Here is a 23637-nt window from a genome sequence, read left to right as displayed (position 1 = left end):
CTAGTACGCTGTCCGCCGTGACTGAGCAGACCCTTGTTTTGATCAAGCCCGACGGCGTCAAGCGCAACCTGATCGGCGAAATCATCAGCCGGATCGAGCGCAAGGGCCTGACCTTTGCTGCTCTCGAGCTGAAGACCGTCAGTGTCGAGTTGGCGACCAAGCACTACGCCGAGCACGAGGGCAAGCCCTTCTTCGTTGACCTGCTGGAATTCATCACCTCCGGCCCGGTTGTGGCCGCCATCGTCGAGGGTCCGCGCGCCGTCGCCGCGTTCCGGCAGATTGCCGGCGGCACCGACCCGGTGGAGAAGGCCGCGACCGGCACCATCCGTGGCGACCTGGCCCTGATCACCCAGGACAACCTGGTGCACGGCTCGGATTCCCCGGAGTCCGCGGCCCGCGAAATCGCCCTGTGGTTCCCCGGTAACTGACACTGTGGGCCGCCGGTAGCTGAGCTACCGGCGGCACCTCGTCGGAGATTGGCCGACGATGTGGGATACTGGCGTACGGGTGACCTGCTTCATACCAGGAGCGGACGCCCGGATGAAGACTTAGACGACGCGACCACCGGGAGAAATCCAGGTGCGGCGCCGACCGTCCAGCCATCATTCAGCCAGGCACCGAGGGCTCCCCGTGGGCCGCTAGGTGCGAGACCACAACAATCTCGGGAGAAGTTCCCCGAGCCAATACAAGAAGCCCTCGCGTGGCCGCGTCGCACGACGCGCCCGGGGGCTTGAGGAGAATACGTGGCCGACGATGCCCAACTTGAAGCCCGATCCGAAGACGCCGGCAGCGCAGCGGAGCCGATAGAGCTCCCCGAGCGCCTGCGGATTTTCTCGCTGGCCCGGATCCTCGGGACCACCAGCAAGAACATCACCGAGACCCTCGCCGGGGTCGACGGTAGGCCCCGCAACCCCGCTTCCACGGTGACCCGTGCCGAAGCGGAGCGCGTCCGCGACCTGCTGGGTCTCGGCGGCGAAGCGGCGCAGAGCCCGGCCGCCGCCGCGCCGGCGGAGACCGCCGAGCCGGCTGCCGAGGTGCTGGTCGAGGTCACCACCGAGGTCGCCACCGAGGTCGCCACCGAGGTCGCCACCGAAAGCGAAGGGGTGTCCGCCGAGGTTGCCGTCGAAGCCGTCGACGTCGCCGAAGCCGCCGTCGAGATCGCCCGCGAGGCGGCCGACGCCGGAGACGCGGAGCCCGACGAAGACGAGCCCGAGTCGCGCCTGCTGCTCGAGACGGTGCAGGCGCCCGCGGCAAGCTCTGCCGAACCCGCCGACTACCTGCCGCTGTTCGTGGCTCCGCAGCCCGTGACGTTCCGGGCGCCCGCCGAGCCTGACGACTTCGCCGACGAAGACACCGTTGACGACGCGGCCGATGCCGCCGACGACGGTGGCGAGGACGGCACCGATGAAGACGGCGAACGGCCCGCCAACCGGCGCCGCCGCCGTGGTCGCCGTGGCCGTGGCCGCGGTCGGGGCGAACAGAGCAGCGACGACGCGACCGACGGCGACGCCGAAGGCGACACGCAGGACGCGTCGGCTGAGGGTGAAGACGACACCGACGCCGAGGGCGACGACGACTCCGGTGACGACGACGCCAACGCATCCGACGGTGCCAGCCGCCGTCGCCGTCGCCGTCGCCGCCGCAAGTCGGGCGGCGCCGGTGGTGACGATGCCGATGGCGAGGCCGGTTCGCCGGACGATCCGCCCAACACCGTCGTCCACGAGCGCGCCCCGCGGGCGAAGTCGGACAACAACGAAATCCAGGGCATCACCGGGTCGACCCGGCTCGAGGCCAAGCGTCAGCGCCGCCGCGACGGCCGTGATGCCGGCCGCCGGCGCCCGCCGATCCTGAGCGAGGCCGAGTTCCTGGCCCGCCGCGAAGCCGTCGAGCGCGTGATGGTGGTGCGCGACAAGATCCGCACCGAACCGCCGCACGAGGGCGCCCGCTACACCCAGATCGCGGTGCTGGAAGACGGCGTCGTGGTCGAGCACTTCGTGACCTCCGCGGCGTCGGCCAGCCTGGTCGGCAACATCTACCTCGGCATCGTGCAGAACGTGCTGCCCTCGATGGAGGCGGCGTTCGTCGACATCGGCCGTGGCCGCAACGGTGTGCTGTACGCCGGTGAGGTCAACTGGGAGGCCGCGGGCCTCGGCGGCAACAACCGCAAGATCGAGCAGGCGCTCAAGCCCGGCGACTATGTGGTCGTGCAGGTAAGCAAGGACCCGGTCGGGCACAAGGGCGCCCGCCTCACCACGCAGATCTCGCTTGCCGGTCGCTACCTGGTGTACGTGCCGGGCGCGTCGTCGACCGGGATCAGCCGCAAGCTGCCCGACACCGAGCGGCAGCGCCTGAAGGAAATCCTCAAGGAGGTCGTGCCCGCCGACGCCGGTGTGATCATCCGCACTGCGTCCGAGGGTGTGAAAGAAGAGGACATCCGCGCGGACGTCAACCGGTTGCAGGAACGCTGGACCGAGATCGAGACAACCGCCGCTGCAACCAAGGGCAAGGCCGCCGGCGCCGCCGTGGCGCTGTACGAAGAGCCCGATGTCCTGGTCAAGGTCATCCGCGACCTGTTCAACGAAGACTTCTCGAAGCTCGTCGTGTCGGGTGACGAAGCCTGGAACACCATCAGCAACTACGTCAATTCCGTTGCTCCGGAACTGCTTTCACGGATGTCGCAATATGGATCGTCAGGCGGTGCGCAGTCTGATGTCGCCGGCAACCCGGCTCGGACCGGTCCGGACGTGTTCTCGGTGTACCGCATCGACGAGCAGCTGGCCAAGGCCATGGACCGCAAGGTGTGGCTGCCCTCGGGCGGCACCCTGGTGATCGACCGCACCGAGGCCATGACGGTCGTCGACGTCAACACCGGCAAGTTCACCGGTTCGGGCGGCAACCTCGAGCAGACGGTCACCCGCAACAACCTCGAAGCGGCCGAGGAGATCGTCCGTCAGCTGCGGCTGCGCGACATCGGCGGCATCATCGTCATCGACTTCATCGACATGGTGCTCGAGTCCAACCGCGACCTGGTGTTGCGCCGCCTGACCGAGGCGCTGGCCCGTGACCGCACCCGGCACCAGGTGTCCGAGGTGACCTCGCTGGGTCTGGTGCAGCTGACGCGCAAGCGCCTCGGCACCGGCCTGATCGAGGCGTTCTCCACGACCTGCACGCACTGCGCGGGCCGCGGCATCATGCTGCACGGCGATCCGGTCGACACCGCGTCGGCGAACGGCCGCAAGGCCGAGGCGGCCGGTGGCGCCGGTGGCGGCGGTGGCCGCCGCAGCAAGCGGGCCAAGAAGGTCGCCCCGCGCCCCGAAGAAGAGCCGCAGTTGGCCAAGGTGCATTCGCATCCGCAGGGCGAGCACCCGATGTTCAAGGCCATGGCGGCGGCCAACGGCAAGCACGAGGACGAACTCGACGAGGACGTCGTCGAGGACGCCGAGGGGCTTGCCGACGACTCCGCCGACGGCGTGATCGAGTCCGACGAGGTCGTGACCGAGCTGGACACCGACGAGGTTGACGAGGCCGAAGCCGAGGACGATGAGGACTCGGATGAGGACGAGCTCGAAGTCGAGCTCGACGAGGACTTCGAGGACAGCGACGACGACTCGGACGATGACGACGATCTGGACCTCGACGAGGACGACGCCGACGAAGACGACGACGCGGATGACGACGACGCAGACGACGACGCAGACGATGAGGATGCGGACGACGAAGACGACGAGGACGAGGACGACGACGAGGCTGATGAGCCCGCTGCAGTGGTCGTCACCCGGGCTCCCGTCGTCCGGCAGCGGCGCCGCGCCGCGGCCCGTCCCGCCGGTCCGCCGGTCGGAGGTGTCGATGGCTGATGCCGTGAGGGTCCACGCGGTTTGACCCTCGAATAGCTGGTCACGTACCCTTGACCAGTTGTCGCCTGGCCGACACCGGCGACATGGAGACGCGGGGTGCCCCGCAACCACTCCGACCTAAGACCAGCGCCCGCCAGCCTTCGGGTGGCGCGCGCCCCGCAGTAGACGAAACGAAGAACAGAGGAACACCAACGATGGCAGCCGATAACGCCACGTACGCAATCGTCAAGACTGGTGGCAAGCAGTACAAGGTTGCCGTCGGTGACGTGGTCAAGATCGAGAAGCTCGACGCTGAGCAGGGCGCCTCGGTGTCGCTGCCCGTCGCTCTCGTGGTCGAGGGTGCGAAGGTCACCACCAGCGCCGACGCGCTGGCCAAGGTCGCTGTCACCGGTGAGGTGCTCGAGCACACCAAGGGCCCGAAGATCCGTATCCACAAGTTCAAGAACAAGACCGGCTACCACAAGCGCCAGGGCCACCGTCAGCAGCTGACGGTCGTCAAGGTCACCGGCATCAAGTAAGTAAGGGAGCGAACAGACATGGCACATAAAAAGGGCGCGTCAAGCTCTCGTAACGGTCGCGATTCCGCCGCCCAGCGACTGGGCGTCAAGCGCTTCGGCGGCCAGGTCGTCAAGGCCGGCGAGATCCTCGTCCGTCAGCGCGGCACTCACTTTCACCCGGGCGTGAACGTCGGTCGCGGTGGCGACGACACCCTGTTCGCCACGGCCGCCGGCTCGGTGCTGTTCGGCTCCAAGCGCGGTCGCAAGACGGTCAACATCGTCCCGGTCGAGGCCTAACCTTTTACACGAGGTGTGAAGCTGCCACGAGGTTTCGCCTCGTGGCAGCTTTTCTTTTTCCCCGGTGACGGGGATTGTCGTGTGAGGGAGAGGACGTCAGATGGCACCCCGGTTCGTTGACCGTGTGGTGATCCACGCGCGCGCCGGCAACGGCGGCAATGGCTGTGCGTCGGTACATCGGGAGAAGTTCAAGCCGCTCGGCGGGCCTGACGGCGGCAACGGCGGCAAGGGCGGCAGCATCGTCCTGGTCGTCGACCCGCAGGTGCACACCCTGCTGGACTTCCACTTCCGCCCGCACGTCGACGCCCCCTCCGGTAAGCCCGGCGCCGGCAGCAACCGGGACGGTGCCGCGGGCGCCGATCTCGAGGTCCACGTGCCCGACGGCACCGTTGTGCTCGATGACCAGGGCCGCATGCTGGCCGACCTGGTGGGTGCCGGCACCCGCTTCGAGGCCGCCGCCGGCGGCCGCGGCGGGCTGGGAAACGCCGCACTGGCCTCGCGGGCCCGCAAGGCGCCCGGTTTCGCGCTGCTGGGGGAGAAGGGCGAGATCCGCGATCTCACCCTCGAACTGAAGACGGTCGCCGATGTCGGTCTGGTCGGTTTCCCGTCGGCCGGTAAATCGTCTCTGGTGTCGGCCATTTCGGCGGCCAAGCCGAAGATCGCGGACTACCCGTTCACCACTCTGGTGCCCAATCTGGGTGTGGTCTCGGCGGGCGACAACACCTTTACCGTCGCGGACGTCCCGGGCTTGATTCCCGGTGCCTCCGAGGGCCGCGGCCTGGGCCTGGACTTCCTGCGGCACATCGAACGCTGCGCCGTGCTGGTCCACGTGGTCGACTGCGCCACGCTGGAGCCGGGCCGGGACCCGATCTCCGACATCGAGGCGCTCGAGGCCGAGCTGGCCGCGTATACCCCGACTTTGCAAGGGGATTCGACCCTCGGCGACCTGGCCGAGCGGCCCCGCGCGGTGCTGCTCAACAAGATCGACGTGCCCGACGCCCGCGAACTCGCCGACTTCGTCAAGGAAGAGGTGGCGGCCAAGTACGGCTGGCCCGTCTACGAAATCTCGACCGTCAGCCGAGATGGCCTGCGCCCGTTGACCTTCGCGTTGTGGGACATGGTCGCGGCGTACCGTGCCGCGCAACCCGTGGTGGCTCCGCGCCGGCCGATCATCCGGCCCGTCGCCGTCAACGAGACTGGCTTCACCGTCGAATCGGATGGCTCCGGTGGCTTCATCGTGCGTGGCACCCGGCCGGAACGCTGGATCGCACAGACGGCCTTCGACAACGACGAGGCGGTCGGCTATCTCGGTGACCGCCTGGCGCGCCTGGGCGTCGAGGACGAACTGCTCAAGAAGGGTGCCCGCGCCGGCTGCGCGGTGACCATCGGCGACGTCACCTTCGACTGGGAGCCGCAGACACCCGCAGGTGTCGACATGCAGATGTCCGGGCGCGGCACCGACATTCGGCTGGAGCAGACCGACCGAGTCGGGGCCGCGGAACGTAAGGCGGCCCGCAAGGAGCGTCGTCGGTCAGCGGAGGATGCCGAGGAAGAGTTGTGACGCACAGCTCCGACACAGTCTCGCCCCATCGTGAGGCCGTGCGCACCGCGCGCAGCGTCGTCGTCAAGATCGGAACCACGGCGCTCACCGCGCCCAACGGCATGTTCGACGCCGGCCGGCTGGCCACGCTGGCCGATGCCATCGAGAAGCGGATGAAGGCCGGTTCGGACGTCGTGATCGTGTCGTCGGGCGCCATCGCCGCGGGCATCGAGCCGCTCGGCCTGAGCCGGCGCCCGACGGACCTCGCCACCAAGCAGGCCGCGGCCAGCGTCGGACAGGTGGCCCTGGTCAACTCGTGGAGTGCGGCGTTCGGCCGGTACGACCGGACCGTGGGCCAGGTACTGCTGACGGCCCACGACATCGCTCAGCGCGCACAGCACAACAACGCGCAGCGCACGCTGGACCGGCTGCGGGCGTTGCACGCGGTGGCGATCGTGAACGAGAACGACACCGTGGCCACCAACGAGATTCGGTTCGGCGACAACGACCGGCTGTCGGCTCTGGTGGCCCAGCTGGTCGGTGCCGACGCGCTGATTCTGTTGAGCGACATCGACGGGCTGTACGACTCCGACCCACGCAAGGGCAACGCGCGCTTCATCCCGGAGGTCGCCGCGTCGGGTGACCTCGACGGCGTGTCCGCGACCGGGGGCAGCCACCTGGGTACGGGCGGTATGGCATCGAAGCTGTCGTCCGCGCTGCTGGCCGCGGACGCCGGGGTGCCGGTGCTGCTGGCCGCGGCCGGCGACGCGGCCGCCGCGCTGACCGACGCCTCGGTGGGTACGGTCTTCGCCGCGCGTCCCGAGCGCATGTCGGCGCGCCGGTTCTGGGTGCGCTACGCCGCGGAGACGACAGGGACGCTGACCCTGGACGCCGGTGCGGTGCGGGCTGTCGTCGGGCAGCGAAAGTCGTTGTTGCCTGCCGGGATCACCGGGGTCTCAGGCCGCTTCCACGGCGGCGACGTCGTCGAACTGCATGGACCCGACGGCAACGCGGTGGCGCGCGGCGTCGTGGCCTACGAGGATTCCGAGCTGGCCGGCATCATCGGCCGTTCGACCACCGAGCTACCCGTCGAACTGCGCCGACCTGCGGTGCACGCGGATGACCTGGTAGCAATTTGACGTCGACTTCGTGTGTATTTGGCTAGAATCGACGCCTCGTTCGGTGTTTTCCCTGCTGAAGAAGGCCGACCTATTAAATTAGGGTTATGCTGCCTTCAACACTCGCGCAGCAAACAGAATTGAGGGGGCGATGGCGAGACAGTCCGTGCTGGCGGTCGGCGCGCATCCCGATGACATCGAACTGGGCTGCGGCGGTGCGCTGGCAAAGCATGTGGCGGCCGGTGACCGGGTCACCATGCTGGTGGTCACCCGCGGCGAGGAGGGGCCGGGTGACTCGCAGGAGCGGGTGCGTGAGCAACTCCGTGCGGTGGAGGTGCTCGGCGTCCACGAACTGCTGTGGGGCCAGGGTTTCGGTGATTGCCGCGTTTCGCTGCAGGAGTTCGAGCTGGTGCACCTGATCGAAGATGCGATCGAAAAGTCTTCAGCCACAATCGTTTACACCCACACTGCCAATGACAGCCACCAGGACCATCGGGTGGTTTCCCGCTGTACGCTCGGTGCCGCGCGATGGGTGTCGTCGATCATGACCTACGGCGGACCGTCGGCCATCGGCTTCAACCCGACGGCGTTCGTCGACATCTCCGACTCCTTGGACAAGAAGATCGAAGCCCTGATGTCGCACGTGTCGCAGGCCGAGGCCAGCGAAAAGGTCAGTGCCTCCTGGGTGCGCAGTTCTGCCGAGCACTACGGCTTCCTGTGCCGCAGGACGTTCGCCGAGGGATTCGAACCGGCCCGACTGGTCGTTGATTTCTGACCCAGTGCCGACCTTTCTGATTGTCGGTGCCGGCCCGACGGGGCTGGGCGCTGCCGTCCGGCTGACCGAACTCGGCATCGACCACGTGGTGGTGGATGCCGGCGATCAGGTCGGTGGCATGGCCACGTCGGTCCGCGACGAACAGGGTTTCACCTGGGATCTTGGCGGCCACGTGCTGCACAGCCACTTCGCGGAGTTCGACCGCGCGGTCGATGCCTCGGGCGTGAAGATGAACGATGTCGCCCGCAACGGCTGGGTGTGGCTCGAGGGCAGCGGGCCGCAGAGTCTGGTGCCCACGCCCATCCAGCAGCAACTCGCCGAGATGCCGACCGACCTGTACCCGGACGCACCGCTGCACAACCTCGCCGACTATTACCGGAACAATTTCGGTGGCAAACTTTTTGACGAGTTTTTCGGCCCCTACAACTACAAGATGTGGACGGCCCCACTCGAGCACATCGACCACGAATGGACGTCGTTGCGCAGCGGCAGTGCCGCACCGAATGTGCCGCGTCTTGGCCTGGCCGGCTCGGCGACCGGACCCGCGGGCAGCTTTCCGTACCCGATCGGTGGCACCGGCGCCCTGTGGCAGGGCGTGCATGACCAGATGCTCGCGCCTGAGACGGTGCGACTGAACACGCAGGTGGTCGACGTCGATGTGACCAGGCGCATCGCCACGCTGGACGACGGCTCGGCCGTCGCGTACGACCACTGTGTCAGCTCGGCGCCGTTGACGACGGCCTGGGGCTGGCTCGGTGGCGCCGGCGCCGAAGGGACGGCCGAGCGAAACAGCTTGTGTGCCAGTCGCATCTATGCGGTCGGATTGGGGTACCGCGGTGCGGCGCCGGAGGCGCTGGCCGACAAGACCTGGCTGTACTGCCCGGACCTGGCCGTGCCGTGGTACCGGGCCACGATGCTCAACAACTACGATCCCGCCAACGCCGGCGACGGCCGCTGGAACGTGCTGTGCGAGGTGCCGCTGCTGCCCGGGCAGCCACTGACCGCCGACGACGCGGTGCGGCGCACCGAGGAATCACTGCGGGCGCTGGGCGCCGAGTCGGAGTACGTGGTGAGCCGGTTCGTGCGGGAAGTCCCGATGGGCTATCCGGTGCCGACCCTGGGCCGTGACGACATCGTGCGGACCGTCGACGAGCGGCTGCGCGCGCACGGCATCCACAGCCGGGGCCGCTTCGGTGGCTGGCGCTACGAGTCCTCGAATCAGGATTACGGCTACCTGCAGGGCCGCGAGGCCGTGGACAACGCGTTGTCCGGCACGCCCGAGGACGTCTACTGGCACCCGGACAGGTTCTGAGCCGGCAATTCACTGGCCAGCAGGGCGAGGATTTCCGAACAGCCACTGTCGATCTTGACCGTGGCCAGGTCGTCGCCCCGGGTGGGCCCGCGGTTGATGATCGCGACGGGCTTGCCGGCCGCGGCGGCGTGCCGGACGAACCGGTAGCCCGAGTACACCGTCAGCGACGAGCCCGCGACCACCAGCGCGTCGGCGGCGTCGACCAGGGCGTACGCCTGCTGCACCCGGTCTTTCGGCACGTTGTCGCCGAAGTACACGATGTCGGGCTTGAGGATGCCGCCACAGCGCGGACAGTCGAGGTACCGGAATGTCGCGGTGTCCTCGACCGTCGCGTCGGCGTCGGGTGCCACGCCGATGCTGCCGACTTCGGCGCGTTCGGTGAACCCGGGATTGAGCCGCTCCAGCTCGACGGCCAGCGCGGCGCGGGTCATGGTGTGCCCGCAGCTCAGGCAGACGACCTGCGCGTAGGTGCCGTGCAAATTCACCACCGTCTGGGAGCCGGCCTTGGTGTGCAGCAGGTCGACGTTCTGGGTGATGACGCCCGTCACCAGCCCGGCCCGTTCCAGGGCGGCCACGGCGCGGTGGCCGGCGTTGGGCCGGCGGGCAGCCATGTGCCGCCACCCGATGTGATTGCGGGCCCAGTACCGCTGCCGGAATGCCGGACCGGACAGAAACTGCTGGATGGTCATCGGATTGCTCGGCGGCGAGTCCGGCCCGCGATAGTCCGGAATGCCCGAATCGGTGGAGATGCCGGCGCCGGTCAGCACGGCGAGCCGCCGGTCGGCCAGAAGATTGACCAGTTCAGGAGCCTGCACCTCATCGAGGGTAGGCCGTCCACGGAGTTGCACCACGGGTCGGTGCAACAATCGAGACGTGGACTTCTACTCCGCCTACCGGCACGGATTCGTCCGCGTGGCTGCATGCACGCACCACACCGCGCTCGCGGACCCGGCGGCCAACGCCGAGTCGGTGCTGCGCCTGGCCCGGGAGTGCCACGACGACGCCGTCGCGCTGGCGGTGTTCCCCGAACTGACCCTGTCGGGGTACTCGATCGAGGACATCCTGCTGTCGGACACGCTGCTGGAGTCGACGACCGAGGCGCTGGCGACCATCGTCGAGGCGTCCGCCGAGCTACTGCCGGTGCTGGTGGTCGGTGCGCCGCTGCGGTACCGGCACCGGATCTACAACACGGCGGTGGTCATCCACCGCGGCGCGATCCTGGGCGTGGTGCCCAAGTCGTACCTGCCGACCTACCGCGAGTTCTACGAATCCCGTCAGATCGCGGCCGGTGATGATGTCGAGGGGACCATCCGGCTGAACGGGGTCGACGTGCCGTTCGGCCCCGACCTGTTGTTCGCCGCCGACGATCTGCCGAATTTCGTGCTGCATGTGGAGATCTGCGAGGACATGTGGGTGCCGGTGCCGCCGAGTGCGACGGCCGCGCTGGCCGGTGCGACGGTGCTGGCGAACTTGTCCGGCAGCCCGATCACCATCGGCCGGGCCGACGACCGCAAGCTGCTGGCCCGGTCGGCGTCGTCGCGATGCCTGGCGGCGTACGTCTACGCGGCCGCGGGAGAGGGCGAGTCCACGACGGATCTGGCGTGGGATGGCCAGACCATGATCTACGAAAACGGTGTGCTGCTGGCCGAATCCGAGCGGTTTCCGCGCGGGGAGCGACGCTCGGTCGCCGACGTCGACACCGAGTTGCTGGCTTCCGAGCGGCTGCGGATGGGCACGTTCGACGACAACCGGCGCACCTTCACAGACCGGACGTCGGGCTTCCGCCGGATCGGGTTCACGCTGTCGCCGCCGGCCGGCGATATCGGTCTGCTGCGCGAGGTCGAGCGGTTCCCGTTCGTGCCCGCGGATCCGGCTCGGCTGCAACAGGATTGCTACGAGGCGTACAACATCCAGGTGTCCGGTCTGGAACAGCGGCTGCGGGCGCTGAACTTCCCGACGGTGGTGATCGGCGTGTCCGGCGGGCTGGATTCCACGCACGCGCTGATCGTCGCGGCCAAGGCGATGGACCGCGAGGGCCGGCCCCGCAGCGACATCCTGGCCTTCACCATGCCTGGTTTCGCGACGGGCGACCACACCAAGAACAACGCGACGGCACTGGCCAAGGCGCTCGGAGTCACGTTCTCCGAGTTGGATATTCGTGACACCGCGCGGCTGATGCTGGCCGAGATGGGGCACCCGTTCGCCCGCGGCGAGGCCGTGTACGACGTGACGTTCGAGAACGTGCAGGCCGGGCTGCGGACCGACTTCCTGTTCCGGTTGGCCAACCAGCGTGGCGGCATCGTGCTGGGTACCGGCGACCTGTCCGAGCTCGGCCTGGGCTGGTCCACCTATGGCGTCGGCGACCAGATGTCCCACTACAACGTCAACGGCGGGGTGCCGAAAACCCTGATCCAGCATCTGATCAGGTGGGTGATCTCCTCAGGTCAGTTCAACAGCGACGTCAACGACGTGTTGCAGTCGGTGCTCGACACCGAGATCACCCCGGAACTGGTTCCGGCGGCCGACGGCGAGGCAGTGCAGAGCAGCCAGGCCAAGGTGGGACCGTATGCCTTGCAGGATTTTTCGCTGTTCCAGGTGTTGCGGTACGGCTTCCGGCCATCGAAGATCGCGTTCCTGTCCTGGCATGCCTGGCGCGACGCCGATGCCGGTGACTGGCCGGCCGGCTTCCCGGACGACGAGCACGTGGCGTACTCGCTGGCCGACATCCGGCACTGGCTGAAAGTGTTCGTCCAGAGGTTCTACTCGTTCAGCCAGTTCAAGCGGTCGGCGCTGCCGAACGGCCCGAAGGTGTCCGCCGGTGGCGCGCTGTCCCCGCGCGGGGACTGGCGCGCCCCGTCGGACATGTCGGCACGCATCTGGCTCGACGAGATCGAGCGCAACGTTCCGGAGTCCTGAGCGGGTCGTTCAGCCGCACCCCCGGCTTCAGAAGGGTGGGGAGCTGTCGCCGTTGATGAGTTGTTGGGCGAGTTGGAGTTTGGCGTCGGTGGTCGGTGCGGACTCCAGCAGCTCGGCCCAGTTGAGTGTGCGTTCGTGCCGGATGCGCCGGGTGCGGTCTGCTGCTCGGGTGCGGCGGCGGGTGGGCATCATGAGGTCGCGGCCGGGTTGGTCGCTGGTGGTTGCCGCAGCCGATGGTGGTGGAGCCGGGGTGGGGAAGTGTTTGTCGGGGAACAGGATTCGGCTACCAGGCACGGTGGTGTATGTGTGCCCGGTGGGTGCGGTCCAGACTATGGTGCCGTCGGGCTGTTGGCGGGTGCGCCATCCGGTCGCGCCGCTGTAGAAGGTTTTGAGCAGGTGGTGTTTGCGGCATTTGGGGGTGAGATTGCCCGGGTGGGTCGCTCCGGCCGGCCACGCGATGGTGTGGTCGAGGTCGGCGTTGACGGCGGGTTGGTCGCAGCCGGGGTGCATGCAGGTGATGTCCCGCATCCGGATGTAATGGTCGAGCGCGGACGACGGCCGGTAGTGGGGTTGCCCGTCGGCCGGGAACTCTGGTGTTTCAACATTTTTCACAGTGGCGCCGCGGGCCGCGAGGTCCGACAGTAGGACGGCGGGGATTACGGATCCACCGAGCAGGAATCCGACCGCCGTCTGGTCGACGACGGGGGCGGGTTCGGGTGACGGGGCGTGGGCCTCGGCGACGGGTGTATCGGCAGTGACCGGTGCGGCGTCTGCGGCGGTTTCGGGGGTGTCGAGGTGCGCGTCACTGATCGGTTCGGGTGCCGCATCGGTGAGGACGTGGATGCTGACGGCGGCGGCGCGGGGATCGGCGCCGGCGGCGGGGCAATCGGGCCGGCCGCAATGGCACGGGAGGCGGTCGCCACGAACGGCCAGGACACCCAGCGCGTCGGCGCGGCGCTGGGCGAGGCTGCGGGGATCGTCGGGGCAGACTTCGTGGGCCATGGCGGTGAGGGTGCGCTTGAGCAGTTCGGCGTCCGTGGCCAGCAGCAGGGCCCAGACGGACGTGACCCCTGCTGGGTCGCCGGGCTTGCCGAACTCGACGTCGCGGCCGCGGACGGCGCCTCGGGTGCGGCGCACGGCGGCGGGGTCGAACTTTTCGATCCAGCTGTCGATCTGTGCCATGGTGTCGGCTTTGGACAGGGGTCCCCATTCGCGCGCGGAGCCCGCCATGGCGACGTCGATGAGGGCGAGCGTGGCCGGGTCCTGGACGTGTTCGGTGTGCCAGCAGATCTGGGTCACCAGCTGTAGGGGCAGATCTCCGGCGGCCAGGAGGGCGCCGACTTCGGGGAGGCGGTCGCGCAGGGCCAGAGCGAGCTGCATCTGGCTGGCGGCTTGCCAGCGGTTGATGGTCAGCGCGGCGCCGATCTCGGCGGCAGCGGCATCCCAACCGTCGCACGCCCATAGGTCGCGGTCCTCGTGGTCGGTGCAGCGGCGGTGAGTCAGTTCGGCGATGGCGGCCAGGCGGCGGCCGGCGTGCTGGGCTTCGGTGCGGGTGGCGCTGGTCATCATGTCGACCAGGGCGCCGTCGTCGGCTTCCCGGGTCGCGATGACCAACGATTCGAACATGCTTTCGATTCTAGCGGCGTTTACTGCTTCAATCTTCCTGGCAGGCACCGACTGTGGATGAATCGCGTTCTGTGGATAACTTGCCGAGGCGGACGCGCTCAGGCGGCGGCCAGCACGTTCGGCTCATCGAGGTCGTCGTCGGTCCGACGCTGCGACCGCGCGGCCGCATGCACCACCAACGCGAAGGCGACGGTGATCGGGATGACCGGGCCGTCCATGCCGCCGGCGAGGACGGCGTCGGCCGTGGTGAAGGCGGGCGGCACGATCTGCGCGTACAAGCTCGCAGCGGTGGGCGCGGCGGCGAAACCCCACAGGAGCCAGCGCCACTGCCGTTCGCGTGCCGCGTCGCCCGCGGTGCGCGCACGGACCACCCCGCGCGCGGCGATCGCGATGGTGATCCAGGCGGGCACCAGATGAAAAAGCACGAGGCCGTGCGGGATCGGCGCCGGCAATCGGAGGACCAGCGCGGTGTAGGCCAGCGAGCCGACAACGGCCAACGCGACCGCCGCACCGTACGTCCACGTCGGGACGGAACGAACGCCGGCCTCCGGCGTCGCCTGCTTGGTCAGCATGAACGCGAACACCGCGCTACCGGGCGCGGCGACACCGAGGATGATGGAACCCACGCCGATGTTGGTCAGCAGATCGTGTTGCGGGATAAGCGGTTGTATCCCGATCCAGATGACGCGCAGCAACGGCGCCGTCATCATGAGAGCAATGCCGTAGGTCATCCAGGCCTGGTGTGTGATCACGTCGCGGCGGCGGATCGCGTAGACCGCGTACCACGCGCTGCCGAGCGTGCCGATTGCCAAGGCGCGCAACTGCGTTTCGAATGCCGGCCCGATGAAATGCTGTGCCGGCGGCGTGAGGTATAGGAACACCAACGCGGTCAGCATGCTGACGGACATCAGTGCGAGATAGCCGCGGCCGATCCAGCGGTGTACGGCCGGCCAGCGGGTGCGCAGTCGTGACGAGAACTGAAACAGCCCGAGCGTCAAGGCAAGTCCGGCCAGGGTGGTGTGCACCATGAGGACCACGCGATGCTCGGCGTAGGCGCCATGACGAACCGATTCGACCGACCCGTTTCCGAGGGCGTAGCCATCGCCGTTGATCGCGGAGTTTACGACGTCCTGCCAACGCGACAAGCCGGGCGTGAAAAGTGGCCAGGTGTAATTGAGTGCGAGCGGCACATAGATGGCGGCGATGGCGATCGTGAGCACGAAGAATCGCCGTGACACCGCGATTCCCTTGTGGCCGTCCATTTGAACGTCAGATTCTAGGGCCACCCAGGGTAAACCCGCAGTATTTGCTGAAGTGGAACCGGTGCGCGGATTTCGGGCGATGGCGCGTTCAGTCGACGCGTGCGGGCGGCTCGCTCAGGAGGCCGCCCGCAATGATCCATCAACCGGGTCGAAGGCGATGGGCAGCGTGATGGGTCCGCTCAAGCCCACCAACGGCTTCCACGGCACCGGCCCGGTCACCCTTGCGTTCGGCATGCGCTGCGTCATCAGGGCGAGCGCTTCGGCGAGCTCCATCTTGGCCAGGTGCACGCCGAGGCAGTAGTGCATCCCGGCCCCGAAGGTCTGCATCGCCGGGGCGCCCGCACGGGTGATGTCGAGACGGTCTGGGTCGTCGTACACGGCGGGGTCGCGGTTGGCTGCTCCGGTGTTCACCTGCAGGAAAGTTCCTGCGGGGATGAGCATTCCAGCAAGTTCGACATCTTCGCGGGCCATTCGCAGCGAGCTGATCACGATGGGCGAGTGCCGCATGGTCTCTTCGACGGCACGGTCGGCCAGGTCGGGATGTGTACCCAGCAAGGCCCACTGATCGGGGTGCTCGCACAACACCTGTACCGAGGCGGCAACCTGGTTGCGAGTGGTATCGGTGCCGGCCGCCAGCAGGCCGGTCGAGAGCATCCGCAGTTCATCGGCGCTGAGCCGGTCGCCGTCCTCCTCGGCGCGGATGAGGTCCGAGAGGAGATCGTCGGTGAGGTGGTCGCGGCGACGGGCCACCATGTCGTCGATGTAGTCGTCGAGGGCCTGCCAGGCGGTCAGGATCGCGGCCTCGTGTTCGGCGACATGCCAGTCGAACGCGTGCATGAAATCGTCGACCCAGAACGACAATTGCTCCCAGTCCTCGGCTGGGGCGCCGAGCAGCGCGCAGATGACCGGGGTCGGGTACTGCCGCGCGATGTCGGTCACGACGTCGCAGTGGCCGCGCGCCACCTGGCGGTCGATCAGGTCGCTGACGACGTCGATGACCGTGGTGTGCAAGCGTTCGATGGCGCGGCGGCTGAAAGCGGTGGCAATCAGTCGACGCAGTCGGGTGTGCTCGGGACCGTCGATGCTGATGATCGACGAGCTGACCCGGTCCCACACCGGACCCGACGTGATGCCCTGCGCGACGAGGAACATGCCCTGGGGAATCCGGAAGCGCGGGTCCCGCAGCACCTCGTGGGCCAGGTCATTAGGTCAGTACCTCCGGTCCGTGCGGCCCGATCGCGATCGGCGACTGTGCACGCGCGGGCGCGAGGATCGCCTGCGCTTCGTCCGGGCCGTGCGCGCCCGAATAGTCGATGGTCGGAAGCGCGACGTCGAAGACGCTCGGAATACCGCTTGCGATGGTCATGCATTGACTATCCGGCGACTTGGCCAGCAGATCATCGGCCAACTGGCGTAGATCTGCGCATCAGTTGTCCACGCCGCTCTCCAGCGCGTCCTCGATGGCCTCGTCACGCGGTGCGCAGTTGCCGGCACCGGGAACCAGGGTCGCCAGCGCACCCGCCGTCACCGCCCGCCGGAGCGCATGGGCGGGGTCCGCGGTCCAACCCGCGGCCAGGACGCCGGCGAAGACGTCACCGGCGCCCGTGGTGTCGATCGCCTCGACCGCGGGTGCCGCGACGGACGTCTCACCCGCGGGCGTGCGGTGCACCGCCCCGTCGGCGCCGCGCGTGATGACCAGATGCGGGACGGCCCAATGCCATTGGGCCGCTTCGGTTTCGTTGACGATCACCACGTCGGTGACGCCGGCCAGCTCGCCGAGCACGTGCGGATCGGCGCCGGGCGGCGAGGCGTTGAGCACCACCGTGGCACCACTGTCCTTCGCCAGCCGCGCCGCCGCCAACGCGGTGGCCGTTGGGATCTCCAGCTGCAGCAACAGCACATCGCAGTCGGCGACGACCGCGCGAACGTGCGCGGAGTCCAGGGTCAGGTGCGCGTTGGCGCCCGCCGCCACCACGATCATGTTCTCGGCGTTGTCGCCGACCATGATGGCCGCGGTGCCGCTGGGGACCGGCAGGCTGACTGCGCCGACCAGGCCGACACCGTTGTCCTGCAGATGCTTTCGCAACACATCGCCGGCGGCGTCGGCCCCGAGCGCGGCGACCAACTGCACATCGGCACCCGCCCGTGCCGCGGCCACGGCCTGATTGCCGCCCTTGCCGCCGGGCTCGGAATGCAGCGCCGACGCCAGCACCGTCTGCCCCGGTCGCGGCAGGTCGGCGAGGCCGAACACCAGATCCATGTTGACGCTGCCCACGACGGTGATCCGAGTCACCCGGCCACGGTAGCCCCGACCGGGCTGAACCGCAGATACCTCGTTACCCTGGGTTAATGAGTGTGCACGCAGCTACGGACACCGATCTTCGCCAGCAGGTGCATGACGCCGCCCGGCGGGCCCGCGTCGCGTCGCGCGTGCTGGCGACACTGACCACTCAAGCCAAGAACCGCGCGCTGCACGCCGCCGCAGATGCCGTACTGGCCGCCGCGGACGCGGTGCTCGCCGCCAATGCCGAGGACATCGAGACCGCGCGCGCCGCGGGTACCGCCGAGGCGATGATCGACCGGCTGGCCCTGAACCCGCAACGGCTCGACGGCATCGCCGCCGGATTGCGGCAGGTCGCGGGGCTGCCGGACCCCGTCGGTGAGGTGCTGCGCGGCAGCACGCTGCCCAACGGCCTGCAGCTCCGTCAGCAGCGGGTACCGCTGGGCGTCGTTGGCATGGTCTACGAGAGCCGGCCCAACGTGACGGTCGACGCCTTCGGCCTCGCCCTCAAGTCGGGCAACGCGGCGCTGCTGCGCGGCAGCTCGTCGGCGGTCCGGTCGAACGAGGCTCTGGTCACCGCGCTGCGGGCGGCCCTGGCGGCCGAGGGGCTGCCCGAGGACGCGGTGCAGCTGCTGCCCAGCGAGGACCGCGCCAGCGTCACTCACCTCATCCAGGCTCGCGGTCTGGTCGACGTGGTGATCCCGCGCGGCGGTGCCGGCCTGATCGACGCCGTGGTGCGCGACGCCACCGTGCCGACCATCGAGACGGGCGTCGGCAACTGCCACGTCTACGTCCACGAAGCCGCTGATCTCGACATGGCCGAGAGCATCCTGCTGAACTCCAAGACCCGCCGCCCCAGCGTGTGCAATTCGGCCGAGACCCTGCTGGTGGACCGGGCCATAGCCGACACCGCGCTGCCGCGGCTGGTGACCGCGCTGCAGGACGCCGGGGTGACGGTGCACCTGGACCCGAGCGAGGACGAGCTGCGCGCCGAGTTCCTGTCGCTGGACATGGCGGTGGCCGTGGTCGACGGGGTCGACGGCGCCATCGCGCACGTCAACGAGTACGGCACCGGGCACACCGAGGCCATCGTCACCACCAATCTTGCTGCGGCCCAGCGGTTCTCCGAACAGGTGGACGCCGCCGCGGTGATGGTCAACGCGTCGACGGCCTTCACCGACGGTGAGCAGTTCGGCTTCGGCGCCGAGATCGGCATCTCGACCCAGAAGCTGCACGCGCGCGGTCCGATGGGGCTGCCGGAACTGACATCCACCAAATGGATCGTGTGGGGCGACGGCCAGACCCGGCCTGTGTAAGAGGAGAAGAACTTGAGTACACCCGCTCGTTCGGTGCCGCTGTTCGCGGATATCGATGACGTCGCCAAGAGGCTCGCCGAAACCGGATATCTGCCCGACACCGCAACGGCCACAGCGGTTTTCCTGGCCGACCGGCTGGGTAAACCGCTGCTGATCGAAGGGCCGGCGGGCGTCGGCAAGACCGAACTGGCGCGGGCCATCGCCCAGTGCACCGGTTCGGAGCTCGTGCGGCTGCAGTGCTACGAGGGCGTCGACGAGGCCCGTGCGCTGTACGAGTGGAATCACGCCAAGCAGATCCTCCGGATTCAGTCCGGTCAGCAGTCTGGCGACTGGGACCAGACCAAGATGGACGTCTTCAGCGAGGAATTCCTGCTGAGCCGCCCGCTGCTGACGGCAATCCGCCGCACCGAGCCCACCGTGCTGCTGATCGACGAGACCGACAAGGCCGACATCGAGATCGAAGGCCTGCTGCTGGAGATCCTGTCCGACTTCGCCGTCACCGTGCCCGAACTCGGCACGATCAAGGCGCAGCAGACGCCGCTGGTGGTGCTGACCTCGAACGCCACGCGCGAGCTGTCCGAGGCGCTCAAGCGGCGCTGCCTGTTCCTGCACATCGATTTCCCCGACCCCGATCTGGAGCGGCGCATCCTGCTGTCCCGGGTGCCCGAGCTGCCGGAGAAGATCGCCGACGAGCTGGTCCGCATCATCGGGGTGCTGCGCGGCATGCAGCTCAAGAAGTTGCCGTCGGTCGCCGAGACCATCGACTGGGGCCGCACGGTCCTGGCGCTGGGTATGGACACCCTCGACGACGCGATGATCGCCGCCACGCTGGGCGTGGTGCTCAAGCACCAGTCCGACCAGCAGCGCGCTGCCGGTGAGCTGAAGCTGAACTAGGGCTCGCCATGACTGGACGAACCCCCGCACAACCGCTTGCCCCGCAAGGCATTCCAGGCCACCTCGTGGGGTTCGTCGAAGCCCTGCGCAAGGTGGGCATCAACGTCGGGCCGTCGGAGACCGTCGATGCCGGTCGGGTGATGGCCACCCTGGGGCTGGGTGACCGCATGGTGCTGCGCGAAGGCCTGGCGTGCGCCGTATTGCGCCGGCCCGACCACCGCGAGACCTACAACGCGCTGTTCGATCTGTGGTTCCCCGCGGCCATGGGAGACCGGGCCGTGTTGGAACTCGACGACGAGGAGGACCCGGAGAACCGGCCCGACCGGATTCCGCCCGAGGACGTCGAGGGCATGCGCTCGGCACTCATCGACCTGCTGTCCGACGCCGACATGGCCAACTTGGACGACCGCCTGATGGCGATGATCGCGCAGATCGTCGATGCCTACGGCAAGTACAACTCGAGCCGCGGTCCGTCGTACTCGTCGTATCAGGCGCTCAAAGCCATGGGGCTGGACCAACTCGAGGGCAAGCTCCTGGCCGGCTTGCTGGCGCCGTATGGCGACGAGCCCACGCCCACGCAGGAACAGATCGCCAAAGCGATGGCGGCCAAGCGTATTTCGCAGCTGCGGCACATGGTCGAGTCCGAGACCAAGCGGCGCACGGCCGAGCAGATCGGCCGCGACCACGTGCAGACCTACGGCATCCCGCAGCTCGCCGAGAACGTCGAATTCCTCAGGGCTTCAGGTGATCAGCTGCGCCAGATGCGCAATGTTGTTGCGCCCCTGTCCCGTACGCTGGCCACCCGCCTCGCCGCGCGTCGGCGTCGTTCGCATGCCGGGCAGATCGACCTGCGCAAGACGCTGCGCAAGTCGATGTCCACGGGCGGCGTGCCCATCGACGTCGTGCTCAAGAAACCGCACCCGGCCCGTCCCGAGCTCGTGGTGCTGTGCGACGTCTCCGGCTCCGTCGCGGGCTTCAGCCACTTCACCCTGATGCTGGTGCATGCCCTGCGCCAGCAGTTCTCGCGGGTGCGCGTCTTCGCCTTCATCGACACCACCGACGAGGTCACCGAGCTGTTCGGGCCGGACGCCGACCTGGCCGTCGCGGTGCAGAAGATCACCCGCGAGGCCGCCGTCTACACCCGGGACGGGCACTCCGACTACGGCCACGCCTTCGTCTCGTTCATGGACAAGTGGCCCAATGCGCTCTCGCCCCGCACGGCCCTGCTGGTGCTCGGCGACGGCCGCAACAACTACCGCAACCCGCAGGCCGACCTGCTGGCGCACATGGTCAGCGCCAGCCGGCACGCGCACTGGCTCAACCCCGAGCCCAAGCACCTGTGGGGCAGCGGCGACTCGGCGACGGCCAAGTACCAGGACGTCATCACCATGCACGAATGCCGGTCCGCCAAGCAGCTCGCGTCGGTGATCGACAACCTGCTGCCGGTCTAGCCGCCGAGGTCCTGCCCCCGGGTTAGCTCCGAACACTGCCGTAAGCTGGCCAATCGTGACTCGACGCAGGCTGGGAGTGATGGGTGGGACGTTCGATCCCATTCACCATGGACACCTCGTCGCGGCCAGCGAGGTGGCCGACCTGTTCGAGCTTGACGAAGTGATCTTCGTGCCGACCGGGCAGCCCTGGCAGAAGCGCGATCGGCACGTCACCGCCGCCGAGGACCGGTACCTGATGACGGTCATCGCGACGGCTGCCAACCCGCGGTTCTCGGTGAGCCGCGTCGACATCGACCGGGGCGGCCCCACCTACACCAAGGACACCCTGCGCGACCTGGCCAGACAGAACCCGGACACCGACCTGTTCTTCATCACCGGCGCCGATGCGCTGGCCTCGATCCTGTCCTGGCAGAACTGGGAGGAGCTGTTCTCCACGGCCCGGTTCATCGGGGTCAGCCGGCCCGGCTACGAGCTGGACGGCAAGCACATCGAGGAAGCGCAGAAAGAACTGCCGGCCGACGCCCTGACGCTGGTCGAGGTGCCCGCGCTGGCCATCTCGTCGAGCGACTGCCGTCGCCGCGCCCAGGCCAACCGGCCCATCTGGTACCTGGTGCCCGACGGCGTCGTCCAATACGTATCCAAACGTGGGCTCTACCAGGCCCGCGACAATGCCAGGAACAAGCAGGAGAGTTCATGACCGCCACCCCCGAAGCCCTCAGCATGGCGACCGTCGCCGCGCGCGCGGCGTCCGCCAAGCTCGGCGAGAACATCAGCGTCATCGACGTCTCGGATCAGTTGGTGATCACCGACTACTTCGTCATCGCTTCCGCGTCCAACGACCGCCAGGTCAACGCCATCGTCGACGAGGTCGAGGAGAAGATGCGCTGGGCGGGCCACAAGCCGGCCCGTCGCGAAGGCGCCCGCGAGGGCCGCTGGGTGCTGCTCGACTACGTCGACATCGTGGTGCACATCCAGCACCAGGAAGAGCGCGAGTACTACGCGCTGGACCGGCTGTGGCGGGACTGCCCGGCGGTCGAGGTCGACCTGGATGGTGAGTTGCCGGTGAACCCCGACGGTGATGACGCGTCCGACGGGGACGGCGAGTGAGGAACCGCCGTCTCCTGCTGCTGCGTCACGGCCAGACGGAATACAACGCGACCAGCCGGATGCAGGGCCAGCTCGACACCGACCTCAGTGACTTGGGCCGGGCGCAGGCGGTGGCGGCGGCCGAGGTGCTGGCCAAACGCCAGCCCCTGGTGATCGTGTCGTCGGATCTGCGCCGTGCCCTCGACACCGCGACCACGCTTGGGGAACAGGCCGGTATGCCGGTGTCGATCGACGAGCGACTGCGCGAGACACACCTGGGCGACTGGCAGGGCCTGACCCATCACGAGGTCGATGACATTGCGCCCGGCGCGCGGCTGGCCTGGCGTGACGATGCCCGCTGGGCGCCGCACAACGGCGAGAGCCGCGTGGATGTGGCGAACCGCAGCCTCCCGGTGGTGGCCGAGCAGCTGCGCAAGCTGCCCGAATGGGGTATCGACGAGGTCGACCGGCCCGTGGTGCTCGTCGCGCACGGTGGGTTGATCGCCGCGCTGACCGCGGCCCTGCTGGAGCTGCCCGTGGACAACTGGCCGGTGCTCGGCGGCATGGGTAATGCCAGCTGGGTGCAGTTGTCGGGGCACAGTGCCGGACTTGCCGACGACGACCCCGTGAAGTGGCGTCTGGACGTGTGGAACGCCTCGGCTCAGGTGGCCAACGATGTCCTCTGACCGCCCAGTCCTGCTGGTCTTCTGCGACTCGTTGTCCTACTACGGACCGACCGGCGGGCTGCCGTCGGATGATCCGCGGATCTGGCCCAACATCGTTGCGTCGCAACTCGGTTGGGACCTGGAGCTGATCGGCCGCATCGGCTGGACGTGTCGCGACGTGTGGTGGGCCGCGACGCAGGATCCGCGGTCGTGGGCGGCCCTGCCCAAGGCCGGTGCGGTGATCTTCGCGACGTGCGGCATGGATTCGCTGCCGTCGCCGTTGCCGACGGCGCTGCGGGAACTGATCCGCTACGTGCGGCCGCCGTGGCTGCGCCGCATCGTGCGGGACGGCTATGGCTGGATGCAGCCGCGCCTATCCCCGGTTGCCCGGCCTGCGCTGCCGGCGCACCTGACGGTCGAATATCTCGAAGAGACCCGCGGGGCAATCGATTTCAACCGCCCCGGCATCCCGTTCGTGGCGACCATCCCGTCGGTGCACATCGCGGAGACCTACGGCAGCTCGCACCGCTGGCGCGACGCCACGGTCTCGGCGATCACCGATTGGGCCGACGCCAAGCAGATTCCGATCGTCGACCTCAAGGCCGCAGTCGGTGACGAGGTGATGTCCGGCCGGGCGAATCCGGACGGGATCCACTGGAATTTCGAGGCGCACCGCGCGGTCGCCGAACTCATGCTCAAGGGGCTGGCCGAGGCCGGTGTGGTGTCGCAGCGGACCGACGGCTAGCC

Annotated in this window: 20 protein-coding genes and 1 pseudogene; 16 read left to right on the top strand and 5 right to left on the bottom strand. The window is 68.4% G+C overall.

The annotated features are described in order from the left end of the window. Positions 1 to 17: 17 nt before the first annotated feature. The 8 genes from ndk to G6N46_RS10115 all read left to right on the top strand — a co-directional run bounded on the left by ndk (position 18) and on the right by G6N46_RS10115 (position 9393). A complete protein-coding gene (ndk, locus tag G6N46_RS10150) occupies positions 18 to 428 on the top strand; it encodes a nucleoside-diphosphate kinase (protein ID WP_138248406.1) in 411 nt (136 codons plus the stop codon). 315 nt (positions 429 to 743) lie between these two features. Then, positions 744 to 3854, top strand: coding sequence for a ribonuclease E (locus tag G6N46_RS10145; protein WP_138248407.1), 3111 nt, complete (start codon positions 744 to 746; stop codon positions 3852 to 3854). 194 nt (positions 3855 to 4048) lie between these two features. Beyond that, positions 4049 to 4372, top strand: coding sequence for a 50S ribosomal protein L21 (gene rplU, locus G6N46_RS10140; protein WP_020102181.1), 324 nt, complete (start codon positions 4049 to 4051; stop codon positions 4370 to 4372). Positions 4373 to 4390: 18 nt separating this feature from the next. Then, entirely contained in the window at positions 4391 to 4648 is a 258-nt protein-coding gene (gene rpmA, locus G6N46_RS10135) for a 50S ribosomal protein L27 (RefSeq protein ID WP_020102180.1), read from the top strand. A 100-nt stretch (positions 4649 to 4748) separates the two neighbouring features. Continuing rightward, positions 4749 to 6209, top strand: coding sequence for a GTPase ObgE (gene obgE / locus G6N46_RS10130; RefSeq protein ID WP_133427232.1), 1461 nt, complete (start codon positions 4749 to 4751; stop codon positions 6207 to 6209). After that, complete coding sequence (gene proB, locus G6N46_RS10125) at positions 6206 to 7327, top strand: glutamate 5-kinase (RefSeq protein ID WP_138248408.1); 1122 nt, start codon at positions 6206 to 6208, stop codon at positions 7325 to 7327. Before obgE ends, proB begins: the two co-directional genes overlap by 4 nt. A 130-nt stretch (positions 7328 to 7457) precedes the next feature. Beyond that, positions 7458 to 8081, top strand: a complete 624-nt coding sequence (locus G6N46_RS10120; RefSeq protein ID WP_061002567.1) for a PIG-L deacetylase family protein — start codon at positions 7458 to 7460, stop codon at positions 8079 to 8081. A 4-nt stretch (positions 8082 to 8085) separates the two neighbouring features. Continuing rightward, positions 8086 to 9393, top strand: coding sequence for a protoporphyrinogen/coproporphyrinogen oxidase (locus tag G6N46_RS10115; protein ID WP_138248409.1), 1308 nt, complete (start codon positions 8086 to 8088; stop codon positions 9391 to 9393). On the opposite strand, the gene G6N46_RS10110 is transcribed toward G6N46_RS10115, so the two are convergent. Then, positions 9369 to 10208, bottom strand: coding sequence for an NAD-dependent protein deacetylase (locus G6N46_RS10110; protein ID WP_138248410.1), 840 nt, complete (start codon positions 10206 to 10208; stop codon positions 9369 to 9371). The two genes, G6N46_RS10115 and G6N46_RS10110, sit on opposite strands and share 25 nt — an antisense overlap. 58 nt (positions 10209 to 10266) lie before the next feature. On the opposite strand from G6N46_RS10110, the gene G6N46_RS10105 reads away from it, so the two are divergent. Continuing rightward, positions 10267 to 12309 carry an NAD(+) synthase gene (locus tag G6N46_RS10105; RefSeq protein ID WP_138248411.1) on the top strand — a complete coding sequence of 681 codons (2043 nt, stop codon included), beginning with the start codon at positions 10267 to 10269 and terminating at the stop codon, positions 12307 to 12309. Positions 12310 to 12336: 27 nt separating this feature from the next. On the opposite strand, the gene G6N46_RS10100 is transcribed toward G6N46_RS10105, so the two are convergent. From G6N46_RS10100 to G6N46_RS10085, 4 genes and pseudogenes are all read right to left on the bottom strand, one after another. Continuing rightward, entirely contained in the window at positions 12337 to 13935 is a 1599-nt protein-coding gene (locus tag G6N46_RS10100) for an HNH endonuclease signature motif containing protein (protein WP_138248412.1), read from the bottom strand. Between the two features lie 98 nt (positions 13936 to 14033). Further along, positions 14034 to 15197, bottom strand: coding sequence for a DUF2306 domain-containing protein (locus G6N46_RS10095; protein ID WP_138248413.1), 1164 nt, complete (start codon positions 15195 to 15197; stop codon positions 14034 to 14036). Between the two features lie 114 nt (positions 15198 to 15311). Further along, positions 15312 to 16563, bottom strand: a pseudogene (locus G6N46_RS10090) (cytochrome P450). A 60-nt stretch (positions 16564 to 16623) separates the two neighbouring features. Further along, positions 16624 to 17490: a PfkB family carbohydrate kinase gene (locus G6N46_RS10085; protein WP_167526402.1), complete on the bottom strand. Its 867-nt coding sequence runs from the start codon at positions 17488 to 17490 to the stop codon at positions 16624 to 16626. 56 nt (positions 17491 to 17546) lie between these two features. Between G6N46_RS10085 and G6N46_RS10080 the strand changes: the two genes are divergently transcribed. The 7 genes from G6N46_RS10080 to octT are packed head-to-tail and all read left to right on the top strand — an operon-like array spanning position 17547 to position 23635. Continuing rightward, positions 17547 to 18794, top strand: a complete 1248-nt coding sequence (locus tag G6N46_RS10080) for a glutamate-5-semialdehyde dehydrogenase (RefSeq protein WP_061006378.1) — start codon at positions 17547 to 17549, stop codon at positions 18792 to 18794. A 12-nt stretch (positions 18795 to 18806) separates the two neighbouring features. Further along, positions 18807 to 19688 carry an AAA family ATPase gene (locus tag G6N46_RS10075; protein WP_029105383.1) on the top strand — a complete coding sequence of 294 codons (882 nt, stop codon included), beginning with the start codon at positions 18807 to 18809 and terminating at the stop codon, positions 19686 to 19688. An 8-nt stretch (positions 19689 to 19696) separates the two neighbouring features. Then, positions 19697 to 21139 (top strand): vWA domain-containing protein, encoded by a 1443-nt coding sequence (locus tag G6N46_RS10070; protein WP_138248414.1) that lies wholly within the window; start codon positions 19697 to 19699, stop codon positions 21137 to 21139. 52 nt (positions 21140 to 21191) lie between these two features. Continuing rightward, positions 21192 to 21836, top strand: coding sequence for a nicotinate-nucleotide adenylyltransferase (gene nadD, locus G6N46_RS10065; protein ID WP_082934916.1), 645 nt, complete (start codon positions 21192 to 21194; stop codon positions 21834 to 21836). Next, positions 21833 to 22246, top strand: coding sequence for a ribosome silencing factor (gene rsfS, locus G6N46_RS10060; RefSeq protein ID WP_133427238.1), 414 nt, complete (start codon positions 21833 to 21835; stop codon positions 22244 to 22246). The genes nadD and rsfS overlap by 4 nt, the downstream gene beginning before the upstream one ends. Continuing rightward, a complete protein-coding gene (gene gpgP / locus G6N46_RS10055) occupies positions 22243 to 22911 on the top strand; it encodes a glucosyl-3-phosphoglycerate phosphatase (RefSeq protein ID WP_064860900.1) in 669 nt (222 codons plus the stop codon). Before rsfS ends, gpgP begins: the two co-directional genes overlap by 4 nt. After that, positions 22901 to 23635 (top strand): diglucosylglycerate octanoyltransferase, encoded by a 735-nt coding sequence (gene octT / locus G6N46_RS10050; protein ID WP_133427239.1) that lies wholly within the window; start codon positions 22901 to 22903, stop codon positions 23633 to 23635. The genes gpgP and octT overlap by 11 nt, the downstream gene beginning before the upstream one ends. Positions 23636 to 23637 lie beyond the last annotated feature (2 nt).

The organism is Mycolicibacterium phocaicum, assembly GCF_010731115.1.
Taxonomy (GTDB): domain Bacteria; phylum Actinomycetota; class Actinomycetes; order Mycobacteriales; family Mycobacteriaceae; genus Mycobacterium; species Mycobacterium phocaicum.
This window is presented reverse-complemented; position numbering and strand designations above follow the sequence as displayed.